We start from the raw sequence: 22,167 nt of genomic DNA, 5'->3' as shown, positions 1-22,167 counted from the left end.
ATAGGAAACCGGATCATGGCTCTGTACGAACCGACCGCTTCCGGCGCGTACGGCGCTGCGAAGACCCGCTCCCTCTTCGGCTCGATCGTCGAGCGCTACACCGTCTGGCAGCGCACCCGCGCAACCAGCCGTGCCCTGCGCGCGCTGTCGCCGGCGCAGCTCTCCGATATCGGCCTCGAACCGGGCGAGATCGACGCACTCGCCGACACCCTGGCCCGCGGCCACCAGAGCTGAACCAGCTCTGAGCCGCGCCGGCACGGCCCGCTCCCCGGGCCTGTGCCGAACCCCGGTCCGGGGCACCCCGGACCCGCTGCGCCCCGACGATGCGATCGCCGGGGCGTTCTGCTGTCCGGCCACCGGCAGGCGCCCTGCGCCGCGGGCCCGCCGATGGCCGCCCCCCGGCATTGGTCGGGAGCGGCGGACGGGGCCAGCGCGCACCGCGTTACCTCGGTGCACGTGCGCTCCAGTCCACAGCCCGTGCACAACGAGTCCGCAGCCCGTGCGCCATCAGCCTCCGGGCTATGCGCCACCAGTCGCCGGCCTGCCCTCCCAGCCCGTGAACTCTCGGTCCTCAACCCGTGCGCCATCCGTCCTAGCCCGTGATCTCTCGGTCCTCAGCCCCTGCGTCATCCGCCCCGGTCTGTGCGCCCTGAGCCCTGAGCCCTGAGCCCTGAGCCTATGCACTCTCCGTTTTCAGTCTGAGCACCACCATTCCCCGGCCCATGCGCCACTGATCGCCAGTCTGAGCGCCCCTGGTCTATGCTTTCTCAGCTCTCGGCTGGCAGTTGCGGCTCTCAGTTCTCGGCTCTCAGCATTCAATCCTCCGCCCCAGCCATCTGCCGTCAGCTCCCAGCCTCCCGCCGCAACACCGGCCCTCAGCCCTCGCCTCTCCCTGAGCCCGCCGCCTCCTCCGCGAGGCCCTCGCGGAGGCAGAGCGCGCGCAGGGTGGCACGGTCGGCCTCCAGCGACAGGCCGATCTCCGCCCGGTCCATCGCCTCGCGCGACTGGGCGCGGGCGCAGCGGCTGAATTCGGCGTCGCCCATCGCCAGCAGCGCCGAGAGGGACTTCTGCAGCCGGATATGCACCTCAAGATGCCCGGCCCCGTCCCGCGCCACCGGCGGGAACAGGTCGGCGAACAGATCCTCCACCTCGATCCGCGGCACCAGAACCCTGGGGTAGGGAATGTCCTCCTCGTCCTCCGGCGCCACCTGTCCGGCCCAGGGCGCGAGCAGGCGCACGCTGCGGCTGAGCACGTCGATGGCCGTGCCGTGGTCGTTCACCGCCGGGGAGAGCGCGCGCGAGGCGATCTCGGCCATCACGCACAGACCGAAGCGCGGGTCCTGGTCGAAGGAGCGGTGCTCGCCGATGGTGAAGCACGCCCGCACCGCGGCGCAGGCCTCCAGCCAGGCGACACCGTCTGCCTCCAGGCCGGTCATCGACAGGCCCCCGATGCGCGCCAGCGCCCGCCCCGAATGCACGAAGCTGCCCGGCAGGGTGAGCACCTGAACCGTGAGCCCGCGCGCTTCCGCGACATCCGAGAGGCCGGCGATGTCGACATGCTGGATGTAGCCCGAGTGCTGCGGGAACACCGGCCGCGCGCCGGGCGGGCAGACCTCCTCCGCCGCCGTGGCGGGGCGGCCGCCGAGATAGGGGTCCGCCACCCGGGCCGCGATCGCCGCGGCCGTGGCCGTCTCCACCCGCTCCGTGGTCTCCCCCACCCGGCCGAGACCGGAGAGATAGTCGATCCAGCGCACCATGGTCACCACGATGATCACGATCACCCCGATGGTGACGATGAACAGCACCGCCCGCCCCCGCTCGCCGTAGGAGCCGGTGCCCAGCGCCACGATCCCCACCAGGCTGAACAGGAACGAGCCGAGGAACACCGCCAGCACGTTCTGGGTGGTGGGGTCCTGCACCAGCAGCCGGGTGGCCCGGGGGGTGACATTGCTGGTGGCCGCGCCATAGGCCGAAACCATCACGCTGAGCGAGAAGGTGGTGACCGCGAGCATGCTGGAGGCGAGGATGTCGAGGATGCGGTCAACCGCGTTCGCCTCCACGGTGAAGGGCATGTCCCAGGGCAGCACCTGCTCGGCCAGCGTGGCCAGCAGCGCCGCGGCCACGCCCAGCAGCGCCAGCAGCGCCGCCCGCACCCAGAGCCGGCGGGAAAACTGCAGCAGCAGCCAGTGCCATTTCGAAATCATCCTGCCCCGGCTCCCTCGCCCTGCCCTGCCGGCACCGCGGCGAGGGATCGGGCGGCGCCCCTTGCGGCGCCGCGCTCCCCCTCAAACCTAGCCCGAAGCGGCCGCAGGGCGATAGCGCCCGCATCCGGCCTGCGCTATGCAGGCGCGACGCGGGCCGGGACAGCCGGACCGAGGCGCGGGGAGACCGGACCAGCATGACCCATGAGATCGAGATCCGCCGCGCCGGCGCCGATGATGCCGCCGCAGCCAGCGCGGTGATCTGCGCGGCCCTGCGCGAAACCCTCGCACGCGCCTATCCGACGGAGGTGATCGAACGCGCCGCAGGGGCCTTCGCGCCGGGGCCGCTCGCCGCGCTCTTCGCCGCGCGCACCGCCTTCGTGGCGCTGCGGGACGGTGCGGTGGTGGGCACGGCGAGCCTGGAGGGCACGTCGGTGCGCAGCGTCTTCGTCTCGCCCGCCCTGCACCGCGCCGGGGTGGGCCGCCGGCTGATGGCCGCGGTGGAGGCAGAGGCCCGGGCCCGCGGCATTGCCCGGCTGGAGGTGCCCGCCGCCCTGCCCGCCGTGCCCTTCTACACCAGCCTCGGCTACCGCCCGCTGCGCGAGATCCATGACGGCCATGAGACCACGCTGCTGATGGAGCGCCGGCTCGGCTGAGCCCGGCGCCGGCGCGCCGGAACCACCGCGCGCAACGCCGGCACCCCAGGCCCGCGTCCCGCCGCAAGGCCCGGCGCGCCCCGGTTTCCGCCGCGCCGGCCTCCCGGCGCGAGACCCGGCAGCATTGCAGCGGTCCCTCGGCATCAATGGAGGCGCCCCCCTTCGACGCGCACTCCGGCCGGGGCCGCGCCGTGGCACCCGGCCTCCACAGCACCAGCCCCCGGGCGCGCCCCTGCGGCTGCGCCGTCCCCCCGGGGCCCGCCGGGCTCAACAGCGCCGGACCGCCGCGGCATGCGTACCGATGATGGGCGATCCGTGGGATGTGATCCCGGGCGCATCAGCTTTCCGGCGCGCGCCACCCGAGGGCATCACGGTGCCTTCCGGGCCCAGCGCCTCTGCAGCGCCCGAACACCGCGCCCCGTCGCGGTGGCCATTCCGTGCCCCGCCCGCACTCGGGTGCGTGCGCCTTGGCGGTATCACAGTGCCCCCGGCCCGCCGCCTCCACGGCGCCGGAACACCGGGCCGCACCGTGGTCGCCGGTCCGGGCCTCGCCTGCCCCCGGGCGTGCATCCCGACAGGATCGCAGTGCCTCGGGCCCACTGCGTCTACGGCGCCGGAACACCGCGCCGCGCCGCGGTCGCCGGTCCGGGCCTCGCCTGTTCTCGGGCATGCATCCCGACGGGATCGCGGCGCCCCCGGGCCCGCCGCCTCAGCGGTGCCGGAACACCGGAGGGCGCTTTTCGGCGAAGGCGCGACGGCCCTCGGCGGCGTCTTCGGTGGCAAAGCAGATCGTCTGCAGGTCACGCTCGTATTCGATGGCCTTCTCCAGCGGCATGGCATGGGCGGCGCGCAGGTTCAGCTTCGCGGTCTCCGCGGCGATGGGCGCGCGCGCCGCGATGATCCCGGCCAGCGCGCGGGCGCGCGGCAGTAGCGCCTCCGGGGCCAGCACCTCGCTCACCAGCCCCCAGGCCAGCGCCGTCTGCGCGCGCACCGGGTCCCCGGTCATCACCATGAGCGCCGCGTTAGACGCCCCGATGGAATGGGCCAGTTGCGCCGCCATGCCGCCGCCGCCGATCCATCCCAGCTTGATCTCCGGCGCGGCGAAACTGGCGGTGGCGGAGGCGAGGCGGATGTCGCAGGAAAGCGCCGTCTCCAGCCCGCCGCCGAAGGCATAGCCGTTCACCGCCGCGATGCAGGGTTTGCGAAAGGCGCGCACGGCGTCGCAATAGTCCGGCCGGTTGCGGAAATCCCAGGGGGTGGCATAGGCGTCCAGCGCGCCGATGTCGGAGCCGGCGCAGAAGGCGCGCTCCCCCGCCCCGGTGAGGATCACGCAGCGCAGGGAGGGGTCCGCCTCGCAGATGGAGAGGGCGGCAGTGATGGCCCCCGCCATCTCCGGGGTCACGGAATTGAGCTTCTCCGGGCGGTTCAGCGTGATGGTGGCCACGGCGCCGTCGATCTCGAACAGCAGGTCCTGGGTCATGTCGTCCTCATGTCTCGGTGCCGCCAGGGCGGCTCTGGTCATAGAGATCCTGCAGCGCCTGCATGGCGCGCGCGGCCGGCTCGCGCGCCTCCAGCGCGGCGCGCAACCGCTCGGAGGCCGCGGTCTGGAAAGCGATGTAGCCGGCGAAGCGCGGCCGCACGCAGGAGGCCTCCAGCGTGGCCGCCGTGCCGGCGTAGAACCCGCGCCAGCGCGCGTTCACGCCCGCATCCGCCCAGGCGGCGCGGGCACTCGGCTGGCCGTCATGGTCGGGGATGAAGCCGCGCTGCACCGCCTCGGACATCAGCCACCTGAGGTGGGTGCGCAGTTCCGGCGTGGGGGTGACACGGCGCGACAGCCCGATGCCGGTGCCGCCCAGCGTGCCGCCGGGCCGGCCGCCCGGCGTGGCGCGCGGCGCGTCGGAGAAGCGCAGCGCCGTGCCGGAGGCCGGGGCGGCATAGGTCACATAGCCGTAGATGAGCGGCACGCAGGCGGCGATCTCCTCCGCCGCCATGCGGTTCAGGATGCCGATCGGGTTCAGCGGGCGCAGGGCGGCGGGGCTGCGCCCGGCCAGCTCGGAGAGGATCTCCCAGGCGGTGCACGCCACCTCCGGCGGCAGCAGCTCCTGCGGGCGGAGGGCAGGCGGCGCGCCCAGCGCAGTGCACACGGAGAACAGGCTCATCAGCACGTGCGGCCCGGCGAGCGACAGCGCCACCGGCGTGCCGCCGCGCGACAGGGCGAGCACCTCCTGCCAGGTGGCGGGGGGTGTCTCCAGCAGGTCCGGCCGGGTGGCCATCACCTGGGTGGCCGCGTCCAGCGGCAGCGCCCAGTGCCGGCCGGCATAACGGTAGGAGGCAAGGCAGGGCCCGATGGTGCGCGCGCCGATGGCCGCCAGCTCCGCCGGGCCGAACACCTCCTCCAGCGGGTGCAGGCAGCCGGCCTCCACCGCCTCGCCCACATGCGGGTGGTCGAGCACCACGAGGTCATGCGCGGCGCAGAGCTCCGCGATGGGGGCGGATTCGAACCCCTCCAGCGGCTGGCGCGCCCAGGTCAGCGACAGGCCCTGGCCCGGCGCCACCTCCGCCGCCGCGGCCGCCAGGGCGGAGTAGCCGCGCGGATGGTCCCAGGTGAGGCCCGAGAGCGGTGCCATCACGCCTCCTCCCCCAGCGCCACGGCGCCGGAGGCGGCGAGCGCCGCGATCCGCTCCTCCGGATAACCCGCGGCGGCGAGGATCTCGCGCGTGTGCTCGCCCACCAGCGGCGCGCCGCGCGTCACCGCACAGGGCGTTTTCGAGAAGCGGATGGGGAAGCCGGGGGTCTTCACCCTGCCTTCCGTGGGGTGGTCATATTCCACGAAGGTGCCGTTATGGGCGATCTGCGGATCGGCCACGAGATCGGCATAGCCATGGACCGGACCGGCCCAGATGTCGGCTTCCGCGAACCGCTCCAGCCAATACGCGGTGGGCCTGATGAGCAGCCGCTCGCGGGTGCGCGCGAAGATCGCGTCGCGGTGGGTCCAGGTGTCGGTCTCGTCGTTCATGGCCTCGAAAGACGGCTCGCCGATGATGGCGCCGAGCTTCGCCAGCGGCGGGAAGGCGAGGGCGAGGTAGCCGTCGGCGGTGGCGAAGGTGCCGTAGGGCGCGCGGATGAACACATGCGCATGCGGCTCGGCGGAGCGTTGCTGCGGTTTGCCGGCCACGGTGAAGACGGAGAGTTCCTGCATCTGCAGGGTGGTGATGGCATCGAGCATGTTCACCTCGACGCGCTGGCCCTCGCCCGTCCGCTCCCGGTGCAGGAGGGCGGCGAGCACACCCTCGAAGGCGGTGTAGGCGGTGACGGCGTCGACGAGGTATTGCCCGGCGGCCACCGGCGGCTCGCCCGCGCGGCCCGTGGAGAGCATGGCGCCGGAGAGGGCCTGCAGCAGCAGGTCCTGCCCGGGGCGGTTCACATAGGGCCCGCTTTCGCCGTAGCCGGACATGGAGACATAGACCAGCTTCGGGTTGAGCGCCGAGAGGGTCTCGTAATCCACCCCCAGCCGCGCCGCCACGCCGGGGCGGTAGTTCTGCACGAAGACATCGGCCTCGCGCACGAGGTCGAGCAGCACCGCCCTGCCCTCCGCGCTCTTGAGGTTGACCGCCAGCGAGCGCTTGTTGCGGTTGAGCGACAGGAAGGAGACGTTGATGCGGTTTCCGGTCGCGCCGCCGGCCGCGACATGGCGCTGCCATTCGCCGGTGACCGGCTCCACCTTCACCACGTCGGCGCCGAGATCGCCCAGCCGCTGCGCCGCGAAGGGCCCTGCCATGGCGATGGAACAGTCGAGCACGCGGTATCCGTCGAGAATGCCCACTTGGGTGTCCTTTCATGAGGGAACGGGGGCCGTGGGAGCGGCGGGATCACGGCATCGGCCGTGCGTGCTCCGGGCCTGGGGGCGCTCCGATGCGGGGAGGGGCGGCGGGCCCGCCGCGGCCGGGCAGCCGATGCGCAGGATTCTCCCGCCCCGGCGGATCGGGCCGGACGGCGACGGCGATCCTGGCCAGCGTCCCGCGGTGCACGCGCGGCCTGCGCGGCACGGCCGGGGGCCGCGGCCGCTCCGGGCGGTCTGGGGTCATCGGGCGTCTCCCTGAACGCGGCGCTCCGCGGCGCCGTCCTTGTGATTTTGGTGCAGTTTCGATCCGGCTCCGGAGGGAGTCAACGTCAAATGAAATCATAATCCATCAAGCGGGCCGGCAGGCGTATCCCGGGCAGCTCGACGCCTCCACAATCACCTGATTTGCAACGGCTTGCCCTCCGACATGTCGCAGCCAGTGTAAGGGGAAATCTGTGGGTGCGGCGTGAACATCGGCGCCTCCACTGCCCGGGACCGGCAGGAATGATTTGTTTTGATGTGATTTGAGTCGTGCCGCCCCGCTTGACTCTTCCCCGGCCGGTGGCCGAAACCGGGACAACCGGATCAGGAGAGCCCAAGCGATGGCCCTGCGCTCGACATTGACGGACATCGCCCGCGAGGCAGGTGTCAGCAGCGCCACGGTCGACCGGGTGCTGAACAACCGCGACGGCGTGCGCCCGCGCACCCGCGAGGTCGTGCTGGAGGTGGCGGACCGGCTGGGCTACCTGCCCCAGGGGCGCGCGCCGGGGCCCGCCATCGCCCCGGTGCGCCTGGATTTCGTGCTGCCCGTGCGCTCCAACCCGTTCATCAGCGGGCTCTGCGCCGAGATCGAGGCGCAGGCCAAGCGCCGCTCCGGGCTGGAGCTGAAGGTGCACGGCATCGAGGGGATAAACCCGCAGGCCCTCGCCCGCGCCCTGAACGCGCTGCCCGACACCCAGGGCGTGGGGCTGATCGCGCTGGACCACCCGGCGGTGCGCGAGGCGCTGCGCGCCCTCGCCGCGCGCGGCGTGAAGGTGGCCACGCTGGTCTCCGACATCCCGGACGTGCCGCGCATCGGCTATGTGGGCATCGACAACCGCGCCGCGGGGCGGCTGGCCGGCTACCTGATGGGCCGGTTGCTGATGCCTGGCACGGCGCAGCGGGTGGCGGTGTTCGCCGGCTCGCTGTCCTATCGCGGCCATGAGGAGCGCGAGATGGGCTTCCGCGCCATTCTCGCCGAGGAATTCCCGCGCTTCGAGATCGTGGAGCTGCGCGAGATCCGCGATGACCCGGCCCGCGCCGTCTCCGAGACCCGCGCCCTGCTGGAGGCCCATCCCGACATCACCGGCATCTACAACATCGGCGCCGGGAATCCCGGCATCGCCGAGAGCCTGCGCGCCGCCCGCCTGCCCCGCCGGCCGGTGTTCGTGGGCCACGAGCTCACCGCGCAGAACAAGGCGCTGCTGCTGGACGGCACCATCGACGCGCTGATCGACCAGAACCCGCGCGTGGAGGCCCGCGAGGTGCTCTCCCTGCTCGAATGCGCAGTGCGCGGCCTGCCCCATGACGCCCACCCGCCACGCGTGCAGGTGATCTTCCGCGAGAACATCCCGGGAACCTGAGCCCCCCGCGCGGCCGGGTTGCGCCGGCGCGAACGGCCCCGGACGCCGTCGGCGGGCAGGAGAGCACACCTGCACCGGCGGCGCCGTGCTGCCGTGCTGCCGTGCTGCCGTGCTGCCGTGCTGCCGTGCTGCCGTGCTGCCGTGCTGCCGTGCTGCCGTGCTGCCGTGCTGCCGTGCTGCCGTGCTGCCGTGCTGCCGTGCTGCCGTGCTGCCGTGCTGCCGTGCTGCCGTGCTGCCGTGCTGCCGTGCTGCCGTGCTGCCGTGCTGCCGTGCTGCCGTGCTGCCGTGCTGCCGTGCTGCCGTGCTGCCGTGCTGCCGTGCTGCCGTGCTGCCGTGCTGCCGTGCTGCCGTGCTGCCGTGCTGCCGTGCTGCCGTGCTGCCGTGCTGCCGTGCTGCCGTGCTGCCGTGCTGCCGTGAGGATGCCCGGAATTGCGGGGGTGTCCAGCGGAACATCATTCCGGCGCGGGCCGCGGCCGGCCGGGCGGCGCCCCCGGTCCCGGCCCTTCGCCGCGAGCGGCGCCGGCCGGGCCGGCACGGCGGGTGCTGCGGGAGTGGCCGGGGGGAAGGTGGCCGCGCCGGGAGGTGTCCCGGCGCGGAGAGGAGTCAGCGGCCGGGGAACACCTCGGTCACCGCGGCATGGGTGGCGGCGACGATGGTGTCGGCCTCCTCGCGGCTGAGGCAGAGCGGCGGCGCGAAGCCCAGGATGTCGCCCTGCGGCATCGCCCGGCCGATCACCCCGTGGCGCAGGAGGGCCGCGGCCACGGCCGGGCCGGTCTTCAGCGCCGGGTCGAGGAACCTGCGCGTATCGCGGTCCGCCACGAATTCGAGGGCGCAGAGCATGCCCTCGCCGCGGATGTCGCCCAGGTTGGGGTGGGCGCCCAGCGCATCGGTCATCGCGGCGCGCAGGTAGGCGCCGGTGTCGCGGGCGTTCTCCACCAGGCCCAGCCGGTCGATCAGCTCCAGGTTCGCCACGCCGGCGGCGGCGCCGATCGGGTGGGCCGAGTAGGTCCAGCCATGGCCGATCGGGCCCATCGCGTCGGTGCCCTGTTCCAGAACCTTCCACATCCGCTCCGAGACGATGGAGCCGGAAAGCGGCGCGTAGGCCGAGGTGAGGCCCTTCGCAATGGTGATGATGTCGGGCCGCATGCCGTAGTGATCGGAGCCGAACATGGAGCCGACGCGGCCGAACCCGGTCACCACCTCGTCTGCGATCAACAGGATGTCATGGCGCTCCAGCACCGCGCCGATGGCCTCCCAGTAGCCCGCAGGCGGCGGAACCAGGCCGCCCGTGCCCAGCACCGGCTCGCCGATGAAGGCGGCGATGGTGTCGGCCCCCTCGCGGGCGATCATCTCCTCGAGGGCCGCCACGCAGGCGGCGGTGAACTCCGCCTCGCTCTGGGCCGGGTTCGCGCGCCGGAAATAATAGGGCGCCTCGGTGTGCAGGATGCCGGGCATCGGCAGGTCGAACGCCTTGTGGAACAGCTCCAGCCCGGTGAGCGAGCCGGTCATCAGCCCGGAGCCGTGGTAGCCGCGCCAGCGCGAGATGATCTTCTTCTTCTGCGGCCGGCCCAGCACGTTGTTGTAGTACCAGACCAGCTTCACGTTGGTCTCGTTCGCGTCCGACCCGCCGAGGCCGAAGTAGACCTTCGACATGTTGGCCGGCGCGCGCTCGGTGACCATGTGCGCGAGGCGGATGGAGGCCTCGGTGCCGTGGCCCACATAGGCGTGGTAATAGGCGAGCTCGCGCGCCTGCCCTGCGATGGCTTCCGCGATCTCCGGCCGGCCGTAGCCAACGTTCACGCAGTAGAGCCCGGCGAAGCCGTCCAGCAGGCGGGTGCCGTCGCGGTCCTCCACGAAGACACCCTTGCCGCCGGTCATGATCCGGCCGGGGGTGTCGCCGCGCGCATGGGCGGCGAGATGGGTGGAGGGGTGGAAGAAGCTCTCGCGGTCCCAGGCCGCGAGCCGGTCATTGTCGAGCATGGCGAAGTCTCCTCGGGGGGGGGGAAGGGGTCGGGGGCACCCTCGCACATCGCTGCCAGCAGAAGCGCCGGAAGCTGGCCCCCCGCGCAGGCGGATCGCCTCTATGCGGCGGCCGGCGCAGGCGGATCGTCTACTCCGCCTCCGCCGCGCCCTCCCCCTGGCCGAGCAGCAGCGCCAGCGGCGGGCCGGAGTGCTTCACCGCCTTGGTGACCACATAGGTGTAATAGCGCGCCAGCCCCAGCCCGGCGGCGAGGAAGCTGTCGATCAGCGCCTGGTAGCTCTCGATGTCGCGGGTGACGACCTGGAGGAGATAGTCGAACCCGCCGCCCAGCGCCCAGGCGCCCACCACCTCCTCGCGCGCGGCGACCACGCGCTCGAACTTGGCGAAACTCTCGGCATGATGGCGCTCCAGCTCCACCGTCACGAAGACGGTGACATGCGGCGCGAGGCCGCGCAGCGAGACCTCGGCGCGGTAGGAGCGGATGATGCCCGCTGCCTCCAGCCGCTTCAGCCGCTCCCAGCAGGGGGTGGGGCTGAGGTTGATGCGCCGCGCCAGCTCGGCCTTCGACAGCCGTGCCTCCCGCGAGAGCAGCTCGAGGATGCGGATGTCACGGTCATCGAGTCTGAGCATCGGCCCTTCCTTCTCGCGCGGCGCGGGCCGCCCTGGCTCCCTTCTAGGGCCCGGGCGGGGCGGCCGGCAAGCCCGGGGGTTGCGCGCAGGGGGCCGCGCCTGCTCAACTGGCCGGCGCACGGGGGGCCGCCCGCCTCCCCCCACCGCCGGGATATCGACATGACGCTGCTCGACGACACCACCGCCATCCTCGCCGATCTCATCGCCTTTCCCACCGTCTCCTCGCAGAGCAACCTGGAGCTGATCGCCTATGCCGCCGACCGGCTGGGCCAGTGCGGCGCGAGCCTCTCGCTCACCCTCGACGCGGCCGGGCAGAAGGCCAATCTCTTCGCCACCCTGGGCCCGGAGCAGGACGGCGGCGTGATGCTCTCGGGCCACACGGACGTGGTGCCCGTCACCGACCAGGACTGGCGCACGGACCCCTTCGCCCTGCACGCCGAGGACGGGCTGCTCTATGGCCGCGGCGCCTGCGACATGAAGGGCTTCCTCGCCGCCACCCTCGCCTTCGCCGCCACGCTGGAGGGCAGGCGCCTGTCGCGCCCGCTGCATTTCGCCTTCACCTATGACGAGGAGGTGGGCTGCCTGGGCGGCCGCGCGCTGGTGGAGCAGATGCGCGACATGGCCTTCCGCCCCTCCGTGGCGATCGTGGGGGAACCCACGGAGATGGGCATCATCGAGGGCCACAAGGGCTGCTGCGAATACACCACCGTCTTCACCGGGCTGGAAGGGCACGGCTCGCGCCCGGACCGGGGCGTGAACGCCGCCGAATACGCGGTGCGCTATGTCACCCGGCTGATGGAGCTGCGCGAGGACCTGCGCGCCCGCTGCCCGGCGGACAGCCGCTTCGAGCCGCCCTGGACCACGCTGCAGATCGGCCGCATCGCCGGCGGGCACGCGCATAACGTCATCCCCGGCCAGTGCGAGGTGGACTGGGAGCTGCGCCCCGTCACCCCGGCCGACGGCCCGTTCCTGCGCGCGGCGATCGATGACTGGGCGGCCGCGGAACTGCTGCCGGAGATGCGCGCGCTCTGCCCCTCCGCCGACATCGTGCGCCACGTGGTGGGGGAGATCGTCGGCCTCACGCCGGTGCCGGACAATGCCGCCCGGCGCATCGTCTCCGAGCTCACCGGGGCGAACGGCGCCGATGTCGTCGCCTTCGGCACCGAGGCGGGGCTGTTCCAGGGCCTGGGCATCGACGTGGTGGTCTGCGGTCCGGGCTCCATCGCCCAGGCTCACAAGCCGGATGAATACGTGAGCGTGGAGCAGATGTCGCGCTGCCTGGACATGCTCGGCGGGCTGGGCCGCACCCTCACCGCCTGAGCGCTCCGGCCCCGGAGAGCCGCGGCGGGAGGCGGAGGCCCCCGCCCCCGTGCTGAGCCGTGCCGGACGGCCCGCCAGACAGGCGCGGCGGGCGGGCAGCACGGCGGACGGCCCTGCCGGAGGGGCTGACCGGACTGGCACGGCGGACTGGCACGGCGGGTGGACACAGTGGGTTGACACAGCGGGCGGGCGGGGAGGACGGGCACGGCGGCGCAGACCCGCCGCCGGCGCAGGGTCAGTCGCCGGGGGCGGCCTCCAACGGGTCTTCCACCTGCCACTCGTCTCCGGTGAGCTCGGCAACATCGAACCGGCGCAGGGCGTCGAAATGCCTTGGCCAGTCCTCGGTGAACAGCTGCTCCAGCACCTGGTCGGCCACCCGCTGCGCGCCGATGCTGATGCCCGGAATGTCCCCCGCGATGCGCCCGTGGCTCATCATCGCGGCGTTGTTCATGCAGGTGATGCGCGACACCCAGTCATCCCGGCCCGGCTGGCGGGGCAGGAATTCCATGCCCGGGCCGAGATCGGGGTGGTCGAGCAGCTCCGCGTCCTCGCGCATGTCGGGCAGCAGGTCGCGCCACAGGCGTACGGCGGGGGCGAGGCGGGCGAGCTCGGGCCGCGCCGCCCAGGTCACCGTGAATCCGGTGCCGGCGATCACGTGGTCGAAGCGCATCGGCCCCTGCCCGGTCTCCAGCCGCACCCGCGCGCCCTCCACCGCCGCGCCGGTCACCGGGCAGGGCATGCGGATGGCGAAGGCGGGATGTTCGGTGCAGCGCAGCACGGAGGCCTTCGGCGGCGGCACGCCCGCCTCGCGCATGTGGCGGTTGAGCGCCCAGCGCGCCTCCGGCGGCAGCGCGCGGAAGCCGCGGGCGAAGCCGGGCGAATTGGCCGCGAGGCTCTTGTTCACCCGCGGGAAATCCGGGCGCCGCACCAGCAGGACCACCCGGCGGGCGCCGGCCTCCAGCGCCTCCGCGGCATTGTCCACCGCCGAGGCGCTGGCGCCGATCACCGCCACGTCGCGCCCGGCCAGCGCGGCGAAGTCGATGTCGTCGGCGGAATGCGACACCAGGCTGCCCGGCAGGGCGCGCAGGAAGGCGGGCATCCACGGCCCGCCCAGCCCGTCGCGGCCGTTGGCGAGCACCAGGTGCCGGCAGGTGACATGCGCCTCCCCCCCGGTCCGGCGGAAGGTGAGGGCCAGCCCGTCGCCGGCCGGCGCCAGGTCCGTGAGCGCACTGCCGTTTTCCACCCGCAGGCCGGTGACCCTGCGCAGCCAGTCGAGATAGTCCATCCACTGGACGCGCGGAATCCGGCCCAGCGCCTCCCATTCCGCCGCGCCCCACTGCGCCTCGAACCAGGCGCGGAAGGTGAGCGCGGGCACGTCCACGCAGGGGCCGGAGAGATGTTTGGGCGAGCGCAGCGTGCGCATCCGGGCATAGGTGACCCAGGGCCCCTCGCGCCCCGCCTCCGCCTTGTCGAACAGCCGGATGTTGCGGATGCCCCGGCGCAGCAGCGCGATTGCCGTGGCGATGCCGGCCATGCCCGCCCCCAGGATGGCCACGTCGAGCATCGGCCGGCCCTCGGGGCCCGGGCGCGCGGGCACCCAGTTCTTCGCCGGCTCCTCGAGGAAGGCGAGGTCCCGGCGCAGCCGGTTCTCCAGCGCGGCCAGGCCGGGGGCGGCGGCGGCGGTCACGTCCGCGCCCCGCTGGCCCCTGCCATCCCCACCGCGCCCTGCGTCCCACCGAGCTTCGTCACGTCCTGCCTCGCATGTCATCCGGAAAGCCGTGCGGCAGAGCTGCCGGCACCGCGTCGGCCCGCACCTTGACCAGCCCGGCAGGCAGCGTCAACCCGGCCGGCGCGCGGCGCGCGCCGGAGCTCCCCTCACCGGTTGCGGCATGGAAAGGCTACACGCGGGCGCGCGTGCGGTGTATGCTCGCCCTCACCTGATACGTGTAGGCCGTATCCGTTCGGGCAGTTTTCACGCCCTCCCCCACCAGATGCACGCAATCGCCGCCCCGTTGCAGGAGCAAGGATCGTGAGCCCTCGTCCGACACGCCCCGGCACGCCGCGCCGCGGGTCACTCCGGCGCGCGCCAGCCGGCCGCCTCGGCCTCTTCCGGGCTGCAGAACCAGCGCTCGCCGGCATTCTCGTCGATGCTGGTGCGCGCATACCAGCGCGAGCCGGGCACGTGGTAGATCCGCCCCGCGGCGCTGATGTTTCCCTTGATCGGGCAGGCCCGGCGGGTGGTGCGCGCCGCGGTCTCCGCGGAGGGAGCCGCCGCCGCCGCCCCCGATCCACCGGTATGGCGGTGGGCGCGATAATCCCAGGGGGCCTCGGTGGGGGCCTGCCACACGCCGTCGCCCCGGCTGCGGGCGCCGGCCTCCTCGGCCGCGTAGTCCTGCGAGTAGCGCAGGTAGGCCCAGGCCATGCCCTGGCGGACCATCGCGCGGCCGAGGTCCTGCCCGCCGGCCACGCACTGGCCGACGCTGCGGCCGTACCGGTCCGTGTCGAGCAGCGCGCAGGCCACCGTCTCGCCGTCGACCATCTTCTCCAGCGCCGCGGTGGCGCGGGCACCGCAGGGCCAGTCTCCGCCCCCGGCGCGCGCGCAGACCTGCGAGGCTTCGGGCGCGTCCACCCCGTGCAGGCGCCATTTCGTGCCGTCGATGGCCAGTGTGTCACCGTCCACCACGCGCACATCTTCCTTGCTCCCGCAGGACAGCAGCCCTGCGCAGAGCAGCGCGGCCAGAGCCACGCGCAGTCCAGACGCCATCTGCGCTCCCATTCCCCGAACACCCTTCCCGGGCCGCACCATAGCTCCCCCGGCAGCGGGCACAAGCGCCCGGCTGCCGGAGCGTGAAAGCGAGGTTAATGCAATGACATCAATTCCTTCGCGGCGCCCCCTGCCCTACGGGCTGCCGTTGCCGGGGCGGGACCTCGCGGCCGCGGCGGAACGCCGGTTCCTGTGCACGGTCCGGGTGCGCCACGGGCCGTCTGACCGGACGGGCCGCACGCTGGCCGTCGAGGTCGATGCCCTCACGCTGGACGCGGCCGGGCGCCGGGCCTGCCAGGCCGCCGCGCGCCACGCGGGCACGGCGATGGTCTGGGTGGTGTGCTGCACGCCCCTCTGAGCGCGCCCGCGCCGCGGGCCATGGCCGTTCACGCAGCGCCTGTGCCCCGGCCCCGCGCCGAACCGCAGTGGCCACGGACCGCGCGCATGGCCGCGCAGACCGCCCGGTTTCAGGCGGCCCCCGCGCCTTCCGAGGATCCCGGCCGCGCCGCCGGCCCGCTTGCCCGCGTTCCCCTGAGCCGTTGAGCCTCTGAGCCTCTGAGCCTCTGAGCCTCTGAGCCTCTGAGCAAAGCCACACCCTGCGGCGGCGGGCAATACACCTCGTTCCACGGGCTGGAGACGCGCACATCGCCCCGGGGCGCCACAACCGCGCCGCTGTCCGGACGACAAACCCGCGCGTCCTGTTCCGCGCGGCGGGGGCCGCGTCGCCTTGCCCGCGACGGGAGCGGTGCCGCGGTCAACGCGCTGCCGGGGCCTGCCCCAGTTCGGCGGCGAGACGCCCGGCCGCCGAGCCCAGCACCTCCGGCGTCGCACCGGAGAATCCGATCACGAGCCCATGGCGCGGCGGCGCGTCCAGGTAAAGCGGCGACAGCGCCCGAACGCCCAGCCCGACCCGGCCGGCGGCGGCCAGGCCCTCGGCCTCGGCCCGCGCGTCGGCCAGACCGGCGATCAGGTGCAAGCCCTGGTCCGGCGCGCGCAGCTCCGCCACCGCCGGCGCGAGCGCGCTCACCAGGGCATCGCGCGCGGCGCGCACCCTGCGGCGGGCCCGCGAGAGATGGGCGGCGAAATGCCCCTCGCCGAGGAAGGCCGCCAGCGCGCCTTCCGCCAGGGTGGACGGGTAGCGGTCGATCCGGTCGCGCAGCGCGCTCACCGGCCCGACCAGCGGTTCGGGCAGCACCAGGTATCCGCTGCGCAGCCCCGGGAACAGCGCCTTCGAGAAGGTGCCGATGTAGATCACCCGCCCCGCGCCATCCATGCCCTGCAGCGCGGTGAGCGGGGGGCCTGCGAAGCGGAACTCGCTGTCGTAATCGTCCTCGATGATCCAGGCGTCCGTGCGGCGCGCCCAGTCGACCAGCGCGAGGCGGCGCGGCATCGACAGCGCCACCCCGAGCGGGAACTGGTGTGAGGGCGTCAGGTGCACCGCGCGCGCGGCCGGCGCGCGGCGGACGCCGGCGGCGGGGTCCAGCCCCTCCGCATCCACGGGCACGCCGGTGAGCCGCAGCCCTGCGCCCTCGAAGGCCGCCCGCGCCATCGGGTAGCACGGATCCTCGACCCACACCGGGTCGCCGGGGCGCAGCACGGCGCGGATCACCAGGTCCAGCGCCTGCTGGGTGCCGGAGGTGAGCATCACCTGCCCGGCGTGGCAGCGCACGCCGCGCGCCGTGCGCAGGTAGGCGGCCACCTCCTCGCGCAGGGCGAGGCCGCCGCGCGGATCGCCGTACTGGAAATGCGCCGTCGCCGGCCGGGCGAGCTGGCGGTTCAGCAGGCTGCGGAAGATCCGCAGCGTGCGCGCGTCGGGCAGCGCCATCCCCAGGGTTCCGGGCAGCACCCGGGCCGGCGTGGAAGGCGCCGGGGATGCAGGCGCAGGCGAAGGCGGCGCGGACATGCGCGGCACCTGCGCGGCGACATAGGTGCCGGCGCCGGTGCGGGCCTGCGTGAAGCCATCGGCCGCGAGCATCTCGAAGGCCGCCACCGCCGCCCCGCGCGACAGGCCCAGCCGCGCCGCCAGCGCGCGGGTGGGCGGCAGCTTCACCCCCGGCAGCAGCGCGCCCGTCTCGATCAGCCGGCGCAGTTCCGCGTAGAGCGCCCGCGCCCGCGGCCCGCCCTCCGGCAACACCGGCACCAGGGCAGACCAGTCCGGCTGATTGGTCTTCATTCTATTCGCCATATTGGATCTCTTCCGAACCAATCATCCCGGCTAGCACTGACGGGGACAGCAGCGAATTGCAACCAGCGAAAGCCACACAATGTCCGACGACACCCTCTCCGCCTCCGCCTATGCCGTCAGCCCCCGCAACCGGGTGAAGCGCACGCCGGATCGCGGCCATTATGACCGCGAGACCGTGCACGCCATCCTGGACGCCGGCATGCTGTGCCATGTCGCCTGGGTGCTCGACGGCCAGCCGTTCTGCACCCCCACCCTGCACTGGCGCGAGGGCGACACGCTCTACTGGCACGGCTCCTCCGCCAGCCGGATGCTGCGCACGCTGCGCGGCGGGCTGGCGGCCTGCGTGACCGTCTCGCATCTCGACGGGCTGGTGCTGGCGCGCTGCGGGTTCAACCACTCGGCCAACTACCGCTCGGCGATCTGCTTCGGCACGGCGCGGATCGTTGAAGACCCGGAGGAGAAGGCCCGGGCGCTGATCGCCGTGATCGACCGCTTCTACCCCGAGCGCGCCGCCACCCTGCGCGCGAACACCGTGCAGGAGGTGAAGGCGACCACGGTCATCGCCATGCCCATCGACCAGGCCTCCGCCAAGATCCGCGCCAAGGGCGTGGCGGATGACCCGGAGGACCTCGGCCACCCGGTCTGGGCCGGCGTGCTTCCCGTGCGCACGGTGCTTGGCGCGGCCGAGCCCTGCCCGCACATGGCGCCCGGCATCGCGCGCCCCGCTACGCTGGACGCCTACGCGGAAGGCGGCACGCTCGACGCGGCCCTGCGCGCCACCCAGGCGCTCTACGACCCCGCCTGAGCCGGCGCGGCGGCGCGCGGCGGAATACTCATCCACCGCGCGCCCACAGGGTTTCCCCGGGGTTGTACCGGCCTTTTCCACAGGCCGGTGCACAGGGCCTCCACAGGCTTGCACACATTCTGCCCACAGGCTTGCCCCCGGTTTGCCCACAGGCTTTTCCACGGCCCGCCCCCGCGCCCGCCAACAGGTTTCCCCGCATTTATCCACAGGACGCCCCGACCCCGCACAGGACGCGCAGCCCAGCGCGCGGCCGGCCCCGGCGCCCACCCGGCGGTTCTCCCGGCCCGGTTCACCGGCAGCCCCTCACCCCGCGAAAGACGCGCAGCGCACGGGCCGCGGAGCAATGCCCCGCGCCGCGGCCTCCGCCAGATGCCGGTGAAGGATCGGCCGCGCCCCGCACACCCCGGCCTGACCCGGAAAGGGCCCACAGAACACCTGCCACCGGCGATGTGAATGAGACGACCGGCCGAGCCGCTGAAGAAGAGGCACGAGACGCGCACCGTGGCCCCTCAGCCTCAGCCTCAGCCTCAGCCTCAGCCTCAGCCTCAGCCTCAGCCTCAGCCTCAGCCTCAGCCTCAGCCTAAGCCTAAGCCTAAGCCTAAGCCTAAGCCTAAGCCTCAGCCTCAGCCTCAACCTCAACCTCAACCTCAGCCTGAGCCTCAGCCGCACAGGCGCGAGCGGCCTGCCCGCCCCCGTGCCGCCGTCGGCCTTTTCCAAGGCACACCCCCCGCGTCACGCGGCCCGGGGACGCCGTCCGGTGTCGCGAGGCGAGCAGGCGTGAGGCGCGCGCGGGCGCCAGGGGCCTGGGGTGGCTGCCGGGGTGTCCGCGTCCGTCTCCGGACGGCACGGGTGCGGAAGGTGGTGACCGCCGGGCCGGGGAGCCGCGCCCGGAGCTTGCGCAACGTGCCTCTGGCTCCGGCCGGCGCATCCCTCCGGGCGGGCCGGGGCTAGGGGCTCAGGACACCGGGGAGCCGGCGGGTTCCACGCGCGCGGAGCCCGCCACCAGGCGGTTGCGCCCGTCATGCTTGGCCTCGTAGAGCCGCGCATCGGCGCGTTTCACGAAATCGGCGAGGGTCTGCCCGCGCTCCGGCACCGCGGAATGGCAGCCGATGCTGACCGTGAGCCAGCGGGTGCCCGCGGCGTTCTCGAACGGCGTCTCCGCCACCCCCCGGCGCATCATCTCGAGATGCCCGGCGAACTCCGCCTCCGCGCCGCCCATGGTGAACACCGCGAATTCCTCCCCGCCATAGCGCGCCACCAGATCGCCGTCGCGCTGGAAGTAGCGCCGCAGCAGCCCCGCTACATGCCGCAGACAGGCGTCGCCGTAGACATGGCCCATCTCGTCGTTCACGCCCTTGAAATGGTCCACGTCGATCATGGCGATGGAGAACAGCCAGCCGTTGCGCTGGCACAGTCCGAATTCCTCCGCGCCCCGGATGTCGAACTGCATGCGGTTGTAGAGGCCGGTAAGGCCGTCGGTCACGCTCACCTCGCGCAGCCTGGCGTTCGCGGCGTTCAGCGCGACGTTGAGCGCATGCAGCTTGCGGTTCCAGTAGAGGAACACCAGCAAGAGCACCACCGCGACCGCGGCAATGCGGAACAGCAGCGCGTAATCGGCCCGCTTCTCGAAGCGCACCAGCATCTCGTGGTTCAGGATGTTCTGCACGTCCTGCTCGCCCAGCCCGGCCACCAGCTTGTCGAAGATCTGGCCCAGCAGCGGCTCGTCCGCGCGGGTGGCGACGGCGGCCTGCCAGTCCTCGGCGATGCGGCCGGAGATCTTCAGGTCGTCGTCGCCCCCGGTGGTGATGAGGTAGCTCATGCTGGCCAGCGTGCCGAGCGTGGCGTCCAGCCCGCCCTTGCGCACCTGGCGCAGGCCCTCCTCCTCGCTCTCCACCTCGACGAGCGTCACCTCCGGGTAGCGCCGGCGCAGCAGGTCCAGCGGGCTGCGGCCGGGCACCACGCCCACGCGCTGCCCGGCAAGCTCGCGCATGCTCTCCATGAAGGGCTGCGGCAGCCGGTTCGCCACCGCCATGGGCAGCAGCAGGTAGGGCGGCGTGAAGGTCCACTCGCCCTCCAGCGACGGGCTGCGCAGCGCGAAGGGCAACACGTCGCAGGCGTGCTGCTGCGCCCCGGCCAGCGCGTCGTCGCGCAGCGGCACCGGCACCACCTGCCAGGAGAGCCCGCCGCGCTCCGCCAGCCGCGCCATCACCTCGGCGGCCACACCGGTGAAGCCGCCGTCCTCGTCCACCTCCGTGTAGGGCGGGGTGAGCGGGTCCACGCACACCTTGATCACGCCCTTGCCGTCCAGATAGGCGCGTTCCTCGGTGGTGAGCGCCGCGCGCCTGCCGCCGAACTCGGCCAGCGTGGGGCCCAGCCAGCGGGTTTCCAGCTCCCCCCAGCGCGACAGCGGCATGGCGCTCATCGCCCGGTCGATGATGCTCTTGAGATAGGGGTATTTCGGCAGCACGCCGAAGCGCAGGTCCTCGCGTTCCACCCCGTCCATCAGGAATTCGCCGCCGATCTCGATGTTGATCAGGCCCAGGCGGCGCACTATCGCATTGCCGTTGCTCAGCGCCAGGATCGCCGCGTCGATCTCCCCGCGCGACAGCGCCTTCAGGATCTCGTCCTGCGCGGGAAAGCTGCGCACGTGGTCCATGCGCGCTTCCAGTTCGCGGGCGTAGTAGATGTCCCGCCCGATGCCGACCGTCTTGCCCGCGAGCGAGCCGATCCCCTCGTAGGGCCCGAAGCCGGAGCGCACGAAGACCGCGTTCGGGATGCGGTGATACTCCTGCGAGAACAGCGTGTAGGCGGAGCGCGCCTCGGTGCGCGAGATGTTGGCGATGATGTCGATGTCGCCCTGCTGGAAGGCGGTGAGCAGGTTCGACCAGTTGTCGTAGACCGGGTCGAAGACCAGCCCCGTCTGTGCCGAGATGTCATGCGCGAGATCCACCGCAAGCCCCTGCCCCCGCCCCTGCGACAGGAAGCTGAACGGCTCGTAATCGGAGATGAAGCCGATCTTCAGCGGCGGCGCGTTCTCCACGAAGGCCTGTTCCTCGGGCAGCAGGCGCAGGGGCCCTGCCGGGCTGGTGCGGCCCGTGCGGTAGGTGAGCCAGCGCTCGGTGATGGCCGCGAGGTCCTCCGCCGGCAGGCGCGCCACCGCCTTGTCGAGGATGGCCGAGAGCATCTCGCGGCTCCGGTCCTCCGCCGCCTTCAGCACGCCGAGGCGGAAATCCTCCAGGCTCACGTTCGAGAGCGGCAGCGCCCCGGCCAGGGCCACGTTGGAGAACCCGTTCTCGCGGGCGAAGAAGTTCCCGGTCATCTCGGCGGCGGCGGCGGCATCGATCCAGCCGAAGGCCACCGCGGCCATCAGGTCGCGGTAGCTGTCGTATTCCACCGGCTCGATGCCCGCGGCCCGCAGCGCGCCGGCGTAGTAGATGTCCTTGATCACCCCGATTCGCTGCGCCCTCAGGGCCGTCACGTTCTCCGGATCCTGCAACGGGTGGTCCACGTTGTGGAACAGCACGGTGCGGCGCAGGTGGTAGGCCTCGGTGAAATTGATGAAGGCCTCGCGTTCCTCGGTGAGCGAGATGTCCGCGATCGCGTCCAGCGCGCCCTCGCGGAACTGGCCGTACACCTCGGGCCACGCCCCCATCCGCAGGGTGAAGGTGAGGCCGGTCTCCGCCTCCAGCCGGTGCAGGACATCGATGGTCCAGCCCATGATCTGGCCGTTGCGGAAGAAGGAATAGGGCTCGTTGTCGGACACCACGCCAAGGGAGATGCGCGGATTCGCCCGGACCCAGGCGCGTTCCTCGTCGCTGAACTCCAGCGGGCCCGCCCGCACCGCGCCCGCCAGAAGCCCGCAGAGCAGCACGCAGGGAATCAGGAAGGCGCAGCGCAATCGGCCGTTCCGCCGCATGCATTCACTGTGAAAACACCATGCAAACCACTTCAAGAACACAAGAATATACATACCAAACGATCAACCCCCTCGGTGACTGCCCGTCCGCCGGCGAAGGCCACAATCGGAGCAGTGTCCCGAAATTCATCCTTAGCTGCTCGCATCACGGTTGCAGAGAAGATTTATTAACAGACGGGTGCAGGGCCGCGCCTTTTTCCCCACTGGTACCGCCGTGCATCAGGCGCGCGCGGCCGGGACCGGGCC

17 protein-coding genes are annotated in these 22,167 nt (G+C 72.7%); 6 read left to right on the top strand and 11 right to left on the bottom strand.

The window, feature by feature from the left end; all coding sequences use genetic code 11:
- Window positions 1-15 precede the first annotated feature (15 nt).
- Window positions 16-234, top strand: coding sequence for a DUF1127 domain-containing protein (locus FDP22_RS24470; RefSeq protein WP_170317650.1), 219 nt, complete (start codon window positions 16-18; stop codon window positions 232-234).
- A 641-nt stretch (window positions 235-875) separates the two neighbouring features.
- Here the strand turns inward: FDP22_RS24470 and FDP22_RS09915 are convergent.
- Entirely contained in the window at window positions 876-2,204 is a 1,329-nt protein-coding gene (locus FDP22_RS09915; RefSeq protein ID WP_170317649.1) for a DUF2254 domain-containing protein, read from the bottom strand.
- Between the two features lie 194 nt (window positions 2,205-2,398).
- On the opposite strand from FDP22_RS09915, the gene FDP22_RS09910 reads away from it, so the two are divergent.
- Window positions 2,399-2,857 carry a GNAT family N-acetyltransferase gene (locus FDP22_RS09910; protein WP_138571890.1) on the top strand — a complete coding sequence of 153 codons (459 nt, stop codon included), beginning with the start codon at window positions 2,399-2,401 and terminating at the stop codon, window positions 2,855-2,857.
- A 709-nt stretch (window positions 2,858-3,566) separates the two neighbouring features.
- Here FDP22_RS09910 and FDP22_RS09905 read toward each other — a convergent pair.
- Genes FDP22_RS09905 through FDP22_RS09895 form a run of 3 tightly spaced genes read right to left on the bottom strand, consistent with a single transcriptional unit; the run spans window position 3,567 to window position 6,680 of the window.
- Window positions 3,567-4,337, bottom strand: coding sequence for an enoyl-CoA hydratase/isomerase family protein (locus FDP22_RS09905; protein ID WP_138571891.1), 771 nt, complete (start codon window positions 4,335-4,337; stop codon window positions 3,567-3,569).
- A 7-nt stretch (window positions 4,338-4,344) separates the two neighbouring features.
- Complete coding sequence (locus tag FDP22_RS09900; protein ID WP_138571892.1) at window positions 4,345-5,484, bottom strand: type 2 periplasmic-binding domain-containing protein; 1,140 nt, start codon at window positions 5,482-5,484, stop codon at window positions 4,345-4,347.
- The gene (locus tag FDP22_RS09895) at window positions 5,484-6,680 is read right to left on the bottom strand and encodes a CaiB/BaiF CoA transferase family protein (protein WP_138571893.1); all 1,197 of its coding nucleotides are present in this window, start codon (window positions 6,678-6,680) and stop codon (window positions 5,484-5,486) included. Before FDP22_RS09895 ends, FDP22_RS09900 begins: the two co-directional genes overlap by 1 nt.
- A 620-nt stretch (window positions 6,681-7,300) precedes the next feature.
- Between FDP22_RS09895 and FDP22_RS09890 the strand changes: the two genes are divergently transcribed.
- Window positions 7,301-8,320, top strand: coding sequence for a LacI family DNA-binding transcriptional regulator (locus FDP22_RS09890; RefSeq protein ID WP_239031741.1), 1,020 nt, complete (start codon window positions 7,301-7,303; stop codon window positions 8,318-8,320).
- Between the two features lie 603 nt (window positions 8,321-8,923).
- Here the strand turns inward: FDP22_RS09890 and FDP22_RS09880 are convergent.
- Both FDP22_RS09880 and FDP22_RS09875 read right to left on the bottom strand, forming a co-directional pair.
- On the bottom strand, window positions 8,924-10,300 hold the full coding sequence (locus tag FDP22_RS09880) for an aspartate aminotransferase family protein (protein ID WP_138571894.1): 1,377 nt from the start codon (window positions 10,298-10,300) through the stop codon (window positions 8,924-8,926).
- 130 nt (window positions 10,301-10,430) lie between these two features.
- A complete protein-coding gene (locus FDP22_RS09875) occupies window positions 10,431-10,931 on the bottom strand; it encodes an Lrp/AsnC family transcriptional regulator (RefSeq protein ID WP_138571895.1) in 501 nt (166 codons plus the stop codon).
- Window positions 10,932-11,090: 159 nt separating this feature from the next.
- On the opposite strand from FDP22_RS09875, the gene argE reads away from it, so the two are divergent.
- A complete protein-coding gene (argE, locus tag FDP22_RS09870; RefSeq protein WP_170317648.1) occupies window positions 11,091-12,251 on the top strand; it encodes an acetylornithine deacetylase in 1,161 nt (386 codons plus the stop codon).
- 235 nt (window positions 12,252-12,486) lie between these two features.
- Here argE and FDP22_RS09865 read toward each other — a convergent pair whose 3' ends face one another.
- Entirely contained in the window at window positions 12,487-13,938 is a 1,452-nt protein-coding gene (locus FDP22_RS09865) for an NAD(P)-binding domain-containing protein (protein WP_205910769.1), read from the bottom strand.
- 384 nt (window positions 13,939-14,322) lie between these two features.
- Window positions 14,323-15,015: a thermonuclease family protein gene (locus tag FDP22_RS09860; RefSeq protein ID WP_138571897.1), complete on the bottom strand. Its 693-nt coding sequence runs from the start codon at window positions 15,013-15,015 to the stop codon at window positions 14,323-14,325.
- A gap of 103 nt (window positions 15,016-15,118) precedes the next feature.
- Between FDP22_RS09860 and FDP22_RS09855 the strand changes: the two genes are divergently transcribed.
- On the top strand, window positions 15,119-15,373 hold the full coding sequence (locus tag FDP22_RS09855) for a hypothetical protein (protein ID WP_138571898.1): 255 nt from the start codon (window positions 15,119-15,121) through the stop codon (window positions 15,371-15,373).
- Window positions 15,374-15,769: 396 nt separating this feature from the next.
- Here the strand turns inward: FDP22_RS09855 and pdxR are convergent, their stop codons facing one another.
- Window positions 15,770-17,200: a MocR-like pyridoxine biosynthesis transcription factor PdxR gene (pdxR, locus tag FDP22_RS09850; protein ID WP_138571899.1), complete on the bottom strand. Its 1,431-nt coding sequence runs from the start codon at window positions 17,198-17,200 to the stop codon at window positions 15,770-15,772.
- 79 nt (window positions 17,201-17,279) lie between these two features.
- Here pdxR and FDP22_RS09845 point away from each other — a divergent pair, with 79 nt between their 5' ends.
- Window positions 17,280-18,005, top strand: a complete 726-nt coding sequence (locus FDP22_RS09845) for a pyridoxamine 5'-phosphate oxidase family protein (protein ID WP_138571900.1) — start codon at window positions 17,280-17,282, stop codon at window positions 18,003-18,005.
- A gap of 303 nt (window positions 18,006-18,308) precedes the next feature.
- Here the strand turns inward: FDP22_RS09845 and FDP22_RS24465 are convergent, their stop codons facing one another.
- Both FDP22_RS24465 and FDP22_RS09835 read right to left on the bottom strand, forming a co-directional pair.
- Complete coding sequence (locus tag FDP22_RS24465; protein ID WP_170317647.1) at window positions 18,309-18,722, bottom strand: hypothetical protein; 414 nt, start codon at window positions 18,720-18,722, stop codon at window positions 18,309-18,311.
- A gap of 238 nt (window positions 18,723-18,960) precedes the next feature.
- Window positions 18,961-21,903 carry a transporter substrate-binding domain-containing protein gene (locus FDP22_RS09835; RefSeq protein ID WP_205910768.1) on the bottom strand — a complete coding sequence of 981 codons (2,943 nt, stop codon included), beginning with the start codon at window positions 21,901-21,903 and terminating at the stop codon, window positions 18,961-18,963.
- Window positions 21,904-22,167: the final 264 nt, after the last annotated feature.

This window comes from Paroceanicella profunda, assembly GCF_005887635.2.
Lineage (GTDB): Bacteria > Pseudomonadota > Alphaproteobacteria > Rhodobacterales > Rhodobacteraceae > Paroceanicella > Paroceanicella profunda.
The sequence above is the reverse complement of the archived record's forward strand: the minus strand, read 5'-3'. Positions and strand labels throughout refer to the sequence as shown.